The sequence below is a fragment of the Ruegeria sp. BHSA162 genome (assembly GCF_059613385.1).
Genome location: NZ_JBXWSK010000116.1, coordinates 1 through 7,811 on the forward strand (window position 1 = coordinate 1; position 7,811 = coordinate 7,811).

Annotated in this window: 9 protein-coding genes; 4 read left to right on the forward strand and 5 right to left on the reverse strand. The window is 67.1% G+C overall.

The features are described 5' to 3' along the window. Positions 1-84 precede the first annotated feature (84 nt). Complete coding sequence (locus AC2FM5_RS18645; protein ID WP_170360594.1) at positions 85-828, reverse strand: phosphodiester glycosidase family protein; 744 nt, start codon at positions 826-828, stop codon at positions 85-87. Continuing rightward, the gene (gene rbfA, locus AC2FM5_RS18650) at positions 825-1,220 is read right to left on the reverse strand and encodes a 30S ribosome-binding factor RbfA (RefSeq protein ID WP_093964142.1); all 396 of its coding nucleotides are present in this window, start codon (positions 1,218-1,220) and stop codon (positions 825-827) included. Before rbfA ends, AC2FM5_RS18645 begins: the two co-directional genes overlap by 4 nt. Positions 1,221-1,312: 92 nt before the next feature. On the opposite strand from rbfA, the gene dapB reads away from it, so the two are divergent. After that, on the forward strand, positions 1,313-2,122 hold the full coding sequence (gene dapB, locus AC2FM5_RS18655) for a 4-hydroxy-tetrahydrodipicolinate reductase (protein ID WP_170391249.1): 810 nt from the start codon (positions 1,313-1,315) through the stop codon (positions 2,120-2,122). Here the strand turns inward: dapB and tmpB are convergent. Both tmpB and tmpA read right to left on the reverse strand, forming a co-directional pair. Continuing rightward, positions 2,119-2,709 (reverse strand): (R)-1-hydroxy-2-trimethylaminoethylphosphonate oxygenase, encoded by a 591-nt coding sequence (gene tmpB / locus AC2FM5_RS18660; RefSeq protein ID WP_480637172.1) that lies wholly within the window; start codon positions 2,707-2,709, stop codon positions 2,119-2,121. The two genes, dapB and tmpB, sit on opposite strands and share 4 nt — an antisense overlap. Further along, the gene (tmpA, locus tag AC2FM5_RS18665) at positions 2,706-3,842 is read right to left on the reverse strand and encodes a 2-trimethylaminoethylphosphonate dioxygenase (protein ID WP_496737398.1); all 1,137 of its coding nucleotides are present in this window, start codon (positions 3,840-3,842) and stop codon (positions 2,706-2,708) included. The genes tmpB and tmpA overlap by 4 nt, the downstream gene beginning before the upstream one ends. A 98-nt stretch (positions 3,843-3,940) precedes the next feature. On the opposite strand from tmpA, the gene AC2FM5_RS18670 reads away from it, so the two are divergent. Beyond that, positions 3,941-4,801 carry a LysR family transcriptional regulator gene (locus AC2FM5_RS18670; protein WP_170525672.1) on the forward strand — a complete coding sequence of 287 codons (861 nt, stop codon included), beginning with the start codon at positions 3,941-3,943 and terminating at the stop codon, positions 4,799-4,801. A 4-nt stretch (positions 4,802-4,805) separates the two neighbouring features. Here the strand turns inward: AC2FM5_RS18670 and AC2FM5_RS18675 are convergent, their stop codons facing one another. Then, a complete protein-coding gene (locus tag AC2FM5_RS18675) occupies positions 4,806-4,988 on the reverse strand; it encodes a DUF1674 domain-containing protein (protein ID WP_170360604.1) in 183 nt (60 codons plus the stop codon). Positions 4,989-5,076: 88 nt separating this feature from the next. On the opposite strand from AC2FM5_RS18675, the gene AC2FM5_RS18680 reads away from it, so the two are divergent. Both AC2FM5_RS18680 and AC2FM5_RS18685 read left to right on the forward strand, forming a co-directional pair. Then, a complete protein-coding gene (locus AC2FM5_RS18680; protein ID WP_496737400.1) occupies positions 5,077-6,336 on the forward strand; it encodes an RsmB/NOP family class I SAM-dependent RNA methyltransferase in 1,260 nt (419 codons plus the stop codon). Between the two features lie 88 nt (positions 6,337-6,424). Next, positions 6,425-7,811 (forward strand): heparinase II/III family protein (locus tag AC2FM5_RS18685; protein ID WP_496737402.1); only part of this gene is annotated, 1,387 nt, incomplete at its 3' end.

Consider the following 7,811-nt stretch of genomic DNA (forward strand, 5'->3'; position numbering starts at 1 on the left):
AATGTCACGACCCTTGCGTTTGCGTCCCATGATGCACCTAGAATTCTGCTGAGGCGCGCGACCTAGCGGATCGGTCCGGCGCTGTCAATTTGCCGGGATGTCCTCGACCACGCCGACGATCGGCCCCAGCGAGAATCCCACGTCCGATCGGTTCGCCGCCCGATCATACATGCGCGAGATGTTGCCGTCGAAAAATAGCGCGTTGGGCGTGTTCAGAACGTCGCGGAACAGGCGGCCGAACTCGTGGAAGGTGACGTAATCTTCGGAAATCACGAATACCGCACGGCTGCCATCGGCGCTGGTGCCCACCCCGTTGCGCACATAGCGCGAGGTCGAATCCTTTAGAAACCGCGGATGCAATTCGCCGTCGATCACCAGCATCGGGCCGGATTGGGTGGCAAAGCGGCAGTCGGGCTTGCGATCTAGATAGTCCAGCGTCTCGAACACGTCGGCACGGCCTTCGCGGATGCAGAACACCCCGTTGGGCAGCAGGCCGAAATTGCCGGGTCCGGCGTTGGGAATCACGTGCATGAGTTCCTGCCCGTCTTCGACATAGTGGCCCACGGGCGAGCGGTCCTCGTGATACATGCCGGCATTCATCGCAAAGCTCAGGCGCTGGCCCGCATCGGCCAGTTCCTCGTTCACCGACGAGAAGTGGCCCAGCACTTGGCCCGCTTCGTCATACAGGAACAGGCGCAGGTCCTCGGTGGTGGCGTCGACCTCGCACACGGTATAGCGCCGGTCTTCGTGTGCCACGCGCTCGCAGGTCACCGCACCGGCCTGTCCGGCCCAGAGCAATGCGATCAAAGCGGCGGTCCTGCGGATCACTCGTCCAGGTCCCGGCGCACGGCGTCCTGTTCGAACATCCGGCGTGTGTCGTCCATGCGGTCGAACGTTTCGTCCAGCCGGAAGCGCAGGTCGGGGGCGAATTTCAGGCCGACCTTCTTGCCGACCATGCGGCGCAGCTCGCCCTTGTTGCGGGCCAGCAGCTCGATCACGGTGTCCTGCCCCTTGCCGCCCAGCGGCAGCACGTAGGCGGTGGCGATCTTGAGGTCGGGCGAGGTGCGCACTTCGCCCACGGTGATCGACAGGCGGTTCAGGTCGGGGTCGTGCACGTCGCCGCGCGCCAGCACCTCGGACAGGGTGCGGCGGATCAGTTCGCCGACGCGAAGCTGCCGTTGCGAGGGGCCGGGGCCGTCGTGGAATTTGTTCTTAGCCATGTCCCCGATCTAAGCGCAAAGCGGGGCTTTGCCAAGCGGCCCCGAACCGGGTAGGAGGCTTTGAGCCGAATTTCAGAAGAAGGACCAGCGCAATGACGCATATTCCGGGAATCGTCGTGACCGGGGCTTCGGGCCGGATGGGGCAGATGCTGATCAAGACCATCACCGACAGCGAACAGGCGCGGCTGGTCGGTGCGGTCGAGCGCACGGGCCATGACTGGATCGGCGAGGACGTGGGCACCGCGATGGGCGGCCAGCCGCTGGGCGTGACCGTCACCGACGATCCGCTCGAGGCTTTTGCCCAGGCCCAGGCGGTGATCGACTTCACCGCGCCCGAGGCGACGCTGGAGTTCGCCGCGCTGGCGGCGCAGGCGCGCTGCGTGCATGTGATCGGCACCACCGGCATGAGCGACGAACAGATCGCCGCGCTGGAACCCGCCGCGCGTCATGCGGTGATCGTGCGGGCGGGCAACATGAGTCTGGGCGTGAACCTGCTGGTGCAACTGACCAAGAAGGTCGCCGCCGCGCTGGACGAGGATTTCGACATCGAGGTGATCGAGGCGCATCACCATCACAAGGTCGATGCGCCCTCGGGGACGGCCCTGATGCTGGGCGAGGCCGCGGCCGAGGGGCGCGGCGTGAACCTTGCCGATGTCGCCGACCGGGGCCGCGACGGGATCACCGGCGCCCGGCAGCGGGGCCATATCGGGTTCCACGCCATCCGCGGTGGCGACATCGTTGGCGAACACGACGTGCTGTTCGCCGCGCCGGGCGAACGAATCGTGCTGCGCCACGTGGCGACCGACCGGGCGATCTTTGCCCGAGGCGCGCTGAAGGCGGCGCTGTGGGGGCAGGGCAAGGCCCCCGGCCAATATGACATGGTGGATGTGCTGGGGCTTTAACCCTCGCCCAGATGCCGGTCGACCATGCGCTGAACCATCGGCGCGAAATGGTCGAAGTCGGGGGTGTCCATGTCGGGCCGTTTGCCGGCCTCGTCCAGATACCGGACCTGGATGATCTCTTTCAGGTTCGGGTTGGCCTCGAATGCGGCGACTTCCTCGGCGCTCATCGGGCCGCCCTGCAATTCCAGCGTATGGACCGAGGCCGCCGACAGGCGGTTGAAATACTCGGGCCTGGTTGCGCACAGGTACCGCTTGGCCGCGACGTGATAGCGGCAGCAATCGGTGATGACCGACGGAAAGAACCGCTCCAGCACCTCGGCGCCGGCATCCTCGTGGTGGCGGTCCTCGGTGTCGTCGGGGTGGTAGGTGCCGAATTCCGAGGTGAAATGCCCGATATCGTGCAGCAGAGCGCCCACGATGATCTCTTCGGGCATGCCGTTCTGCTCGGCGATGGTGGCGCCCTGCAGCATGTGCTGGGCCATGGTGACCGGCTCGCCCAGGTATTCCTCGCCTCCGCGCCGGTCGAAGATATCGGCGATGAAGGCCACGATGTTGTCGCGGGTCAGGGTCTGGAAATCGGGTTTCATTCCGCCGCCTCCGGTTGCGCCATCCGCATCGCGGCCAGAGTCGACAGCAGCCCGTCCTTGTCGGCATAGCATCCCTGCAGCCAGCGCGACCCGGCACCCGAATATCCCAGACGCGCATGCAGGACGCGGGTGTTGTCGACGATGAAGCTTTCGCCCGGTTCCAGCTTGAACGCCACGCCCAAGGTCGGGTCGTCGATGATCTCGCCCAAACGGCGGTAGGCGGCGTAATAGGCCTCCATCCGGTCGAAGGGCACATCAACGAACGGGGCCGAGGACCGGTTGTTGAAGCGGATGCCGATCAATTCGCCATCGGGCGACAGCTCGATCATCGGGCGGCGCGCGCGCAGGCAGACCCCGTCCGAACCGCGGTATTCGAACCGCGCGGGATAGCCGGCCAGCAGGGCAAAGCCCTCGGGGTTTTCGTCGCGCAGGCGCTGGGCCGCGCGAAAGCCGTCGACCACGATCGACTCCCCGCCCTCGGCGCTGTTTTCCAGGCAATAGAGGATCTGCAGCGTGGGGACCGGGTCGCGATAGGGGTTGTCGGTGTGCGCCTGCAGGCCAAGGCCGGTATAGGCTAGGTTGGTCGGGTTCACCTCGGTCCGCACCTCGAAATAGGGGCCATAGTTGGTCTCGCGCACATACCCGAACAGATCGGCGACCTTCAGCAGCGAACCGGACTCGGTCGGGCCGCCGGTCAGCATGGCAAAGCCGTATTCGGCGACCGCCGCCAGCCAGTCGCGCTTGGCGGCGGGGTTTTCATGCACCTGCGTCCAGTCGCCAGCCGGGGCTGCGAACCCGCCGTCCCAGGTGGTGATACCCGGCGACAGCCAGCCCATCTGGCGGGTCTGGTCCCGATCATAGACATGCGCGGCCAACCAGTTTGCGGGGAAGGTGACGGTCTTGTCTTCGGGGGCGAAGGTCACCTGCAGGTCGCCGCCCGCCACCTCGGCCGCCTGGATCGCGATCCCCGCCGGAATGTCGCCGATCGTGATCAGACGCTGGCCGTTGCCGGGGTCGCGCGTCTGCGGGTCCAGCGCATTGTCGCGCAGCCAGATGGCGTGGAAACGGGCGCGTGTGCCGTCTTCGAACTCAACCGAAACGACCGCCGGGTCATGGGTGGCGTGGCGCAGCATGGGGCTCTCCTGTTCAGCGCGGGCTTTGATTGAGGAGATACGCGGGATATGTCATTACGACAATTAAGGCTTGTTCCATCTGAGAGTTGGAAAATCTAATGAGCAAGAAAAAGGTCGGCCTGCCCCCGCTGGACTGGCTGCGAGTGTTCGAGGCGGCCGGGCGGCTGGGCGGATTTTCGGCCGCGGCGCGCGAGTTCGGCCTGACCCAGGCGGCAGTCAGCCAGCGCATCGCCAATCTGGAATCCTGGCTGGGCCGGTCCCTGTTCGTGCGCGAAGCGCGCGGCGTGTCGCTGACGGTCGAGGGCGAAAGCTATCTGCCGCTGGTGCAGGACAGCCTGCGGGCGTTGGAACGCAACACCGAGGATCTGTTCGGCACCGCCCCGCGCGCGTTGCGGGTGGCCGGGCTGTCCTCGCACATCCAGGCGCTGGTCCTGCCCAGCCTGGGGGCCTTTCGCGCCCTGCGGCCCGAGGTGCAGGTCACCACGGATTCGGTGGCGCGGCGGTCCTCGCTGGAGGACGAGCGGACCTGGCTTCAGATCCGCTATGGGCGCGGCAACTGGCCGGGGCGCGCCGCCGACCGGATCGCGCCCGAGGTTCTGACTCCGATGGCGGCGCCGGGCGTCAGCTGGGGCGCGCCGGTGATCGACCTACGCGGCGAACGGCCCGGCTGGCAGGACTGGATGCAGAAGACGGGCGACACGGATCTGCCACGCACCGGTCTGAGCTTTGATTCGATGGAACACGCCCTTGGCGCGGCGCGGCAGGGGCTGGGGGTCGCCTTGGGGTCGGTCGCTCTGGCCTCGGCAGATCTGGCCTCGGGCCGTCTGATCCGGCTGGGGCGTCCCGATTTGAAAACCCGCGACGGATACTGGCTGACCTGGCCGCGGGACCGGGCGCAGTCGAAAAAGCAGCAGGCCCTGATCGGCGATTTCCTGCAGGCCCTGCGCGCGGCGGTCTGAGCGGTCAGAAATCGATCGCGATGCCCTTCTTCTCCCAATCGCCATAGCGCGCGGGATCGAGGCCGTCGCGTCCGCCCAGCTCCTTGGGCAGGGGTTTGGCCTCGGCTTCAGCCTTGCGCCGGCGCTCTTCGGCCTCGGCCAGGGCGCGCCGGGCGGCGGGCGGCAGGTCTGTGCGGTCGTCGCTCATGACATCGGGTTCCTTTCCGTGCATGGCCTTGATATACGCCCTCGTCCGCTGATGGCAATGCGGGCGAAAACCTTGCACAGGCGGTTTCATGACCAACACTCCGACTGCGGCGCGGCGCAGCGCCATCTATCTGCTGGATCAGATCCTGGGCGAGGGGCGCTTGCTGTCCGAATGCCTCGCGGCCGGGGCGCTGGACCGCCTGGCCCCCGAAGACCGCGCCCGGGCGCAGCGCTTGACGCTGGAGACCCTGCGCGGACTTGAACGCGCAGACCGCCTGCTGGAGGGGCATCTGCGGCGCGCACCGGCGCTGACCGTCCAGAACGCGCTGCGTCTGGGAACGGTCGAACTGTGCCAGGGCGAGGCTGCGCATGGCGTCGTGAACGCGATGGTCGAGATCGTCGGCCGCTCGCGCAAGCACGGGCGGCTCAAGGGGTTGGTCAACGCGGTTCTGCGCAAGATCGCCGCCGAAGGCCCCGAGGCCTGGCCCAAGATGCGGGTGCCGCGCCTGCCGGACTGGCTGCGCGAGCCGCTGATCGTGGCCTGGGGCGCGGAGGCGGTCAAGGGCATGGAGCAGGCCCATTTCGCCGGCGCGCCGCTGGACCTGACGCCAAAACCCGGCGCCACGATCCCAATGGGCACCGAACTGCCGACCGGCTCGGTGCGGGTTACTGACGCGGGGCAGGTCTCGGCCCTGCCGGGCTATGCGGCCGGAGACTGGTGGGTGCAGGATGCCGCCGCCGCCCTGCCGGCGCGGATTCTGGCGCCCCGGCCCGGCGAGCGGGTTCTGGACATGTGCGCTGCGCCCGGCGGCAAGACGCTGCAACTGGCGGCGGCGGGGGCCGAGGTCACCGCGCTGGACATTTCCGAGGCCCGGCTGGCGCGGGTGCGGGAAAACCTCGAACGGACCGGGCTGTCGGCCCGGGTGGTCGCCGGTGACGCGCTGGACCACCAGGGCCAGTACGGCGCGGTCCTGCTGGACGCGCCCTGTTCGGCGACCGGCACCATCCGGCGGCACCCGGATCTGCCCTTTGCCAAGGACGGCTCCGAATTCGGTGGGCTGATCGAGTTGCAGGCCCGGATGCTGGCCCATGCCTGGACCCTGTTGAAACCCGGCGGGCGGCTGGTCTATTGCACCTGCTCGCTGCTGCCTGACGAAGGCGAAGTGCAGATCGAAGAGGCTTTGCCGCAGCATTCCGACATGCAGGTGGACCGTGCCGCGCTGCAGGTGCCCGGCGTTCAGCCCGACTGGCTGACCGAGGAAGGCGGGCTGCGCCTGCGTCCCGATTTTTGGGCCGATCTGGGCGGAATGGACGGGTTTTATATCGCCTGCCTGAACAAATCGGCCTGACCGGTCGCTTTTCGATGACTTGACGAACCGGCCCGGCTATCGTTGGTTCAAACGCCAGCAGAGCGGCAGGGGCAGAGCAACACACGTCATGTCGAATTCGGACACCATGGCCAACCGATGGGTGCGGTTTCAGAACCGTCTCTACGCGCGCCTCAGCCAGCGCCGGAAACCCGTCAGCGGCTTTGTCGGTCAGCCCGAGCCGCGCACCGTCGGTTCATTTGCGCGCGGGCGGCAACTGGTGGCGGGAAATCTATTGTTTGCCGGTTACCTTGTCGAAGCCCCGGACACGGGCTTGTGGGAGGTCGTGGCCCCCAACGCCGCATTCGATGCTGAACGCCACGGGTTTGCCTGGCTGGACGATCTGGCCGCGGTGGGTGATGCCGCGGCACGGGAAAAGGCGCAACGCTGGGTCTGGGGCTGGATCGAAACCCACGGCAAGGGGCAGGGTCCGGGCTGGGCTCCGGACCTGACCGGACGCCGCCTGATCCGCTGGATCAATCACGCGCTGTTCCTGCTGCGCGGTATGGACGAGGCCCATAGCCGCCTGTTTTTCCGGTCTCTGTCACAACAGACCTGGTTCCTGTCCAAACGCTGGCACGCGGCGACACCGGGGCTGCCCCGTTTCGAGGCGCTGGCCGGCCTGGTTCAGGCCGGTTTGGCGCTGGAGGGGATGGAAGACATCTCGGACCCGGCCGTTCGGGCTTTGGCGCGGGAATGCGAGGCTCAGATCGACGCCCAAGGCGGCATTCCCACGCGGAATCCGGAGGAACTGCTCGAGGTCTTTACCCTACTGGCCTGGACATCCGCCGCGCTCAGCGAAGTGGGGCGCGGTACGCCCGCCGCTCAGACGGCAGCAATCAAACGGATTGCCCCGACCCTGCGCAGCCTGCGTCATGCAGACGGCGGGTTGGCCCGGTTTCACGGCGGTGGCCGCGGGATAGAAGGCCGGTTGGAACAGGCGCTGGCCCAAAGCGGGGTCAAGCCCAAACCCGTCAAAGGTCTGACCATGGGCTATGCCCGTCTGGCCGCCGCCCGCACCACGGTGATCATCGACGCAGCACCCCCGGCCAAAGGGGCGGCCTCGTACATGGCGCACGCCTCGACGCTGGCTTTCGAGCTGACCTCGGGTCGTCGGCCATTGATCGTCAACTGCGGTTCGGGCGAAAGCTTCGGGTTGGAGTGGCGCCGGGCCGGGCGGGCCACGCCTTCGCACTCGACCCTTTGCCTGGATGGATACTCCAGCGCCCGGTTGGCTGCCCCGACCAAGGGAACCGCGAACGAAGCGCTGGTGGATGGCCCGAGCGAGGTGCCGGTAGAGTTCGAGGATTCGTTCGAAGGCGCGCGCGTGATGGCGGGCCATGATGGGTACGCCAAGGTGTTCGGACTTACCCATGCCCGTACGATCGAGCTGCGCTTTGACGGGCGCGAGGTAACAGGTGAAGACATCCTTCTGACGGCCACCGACAAGGCAAAAC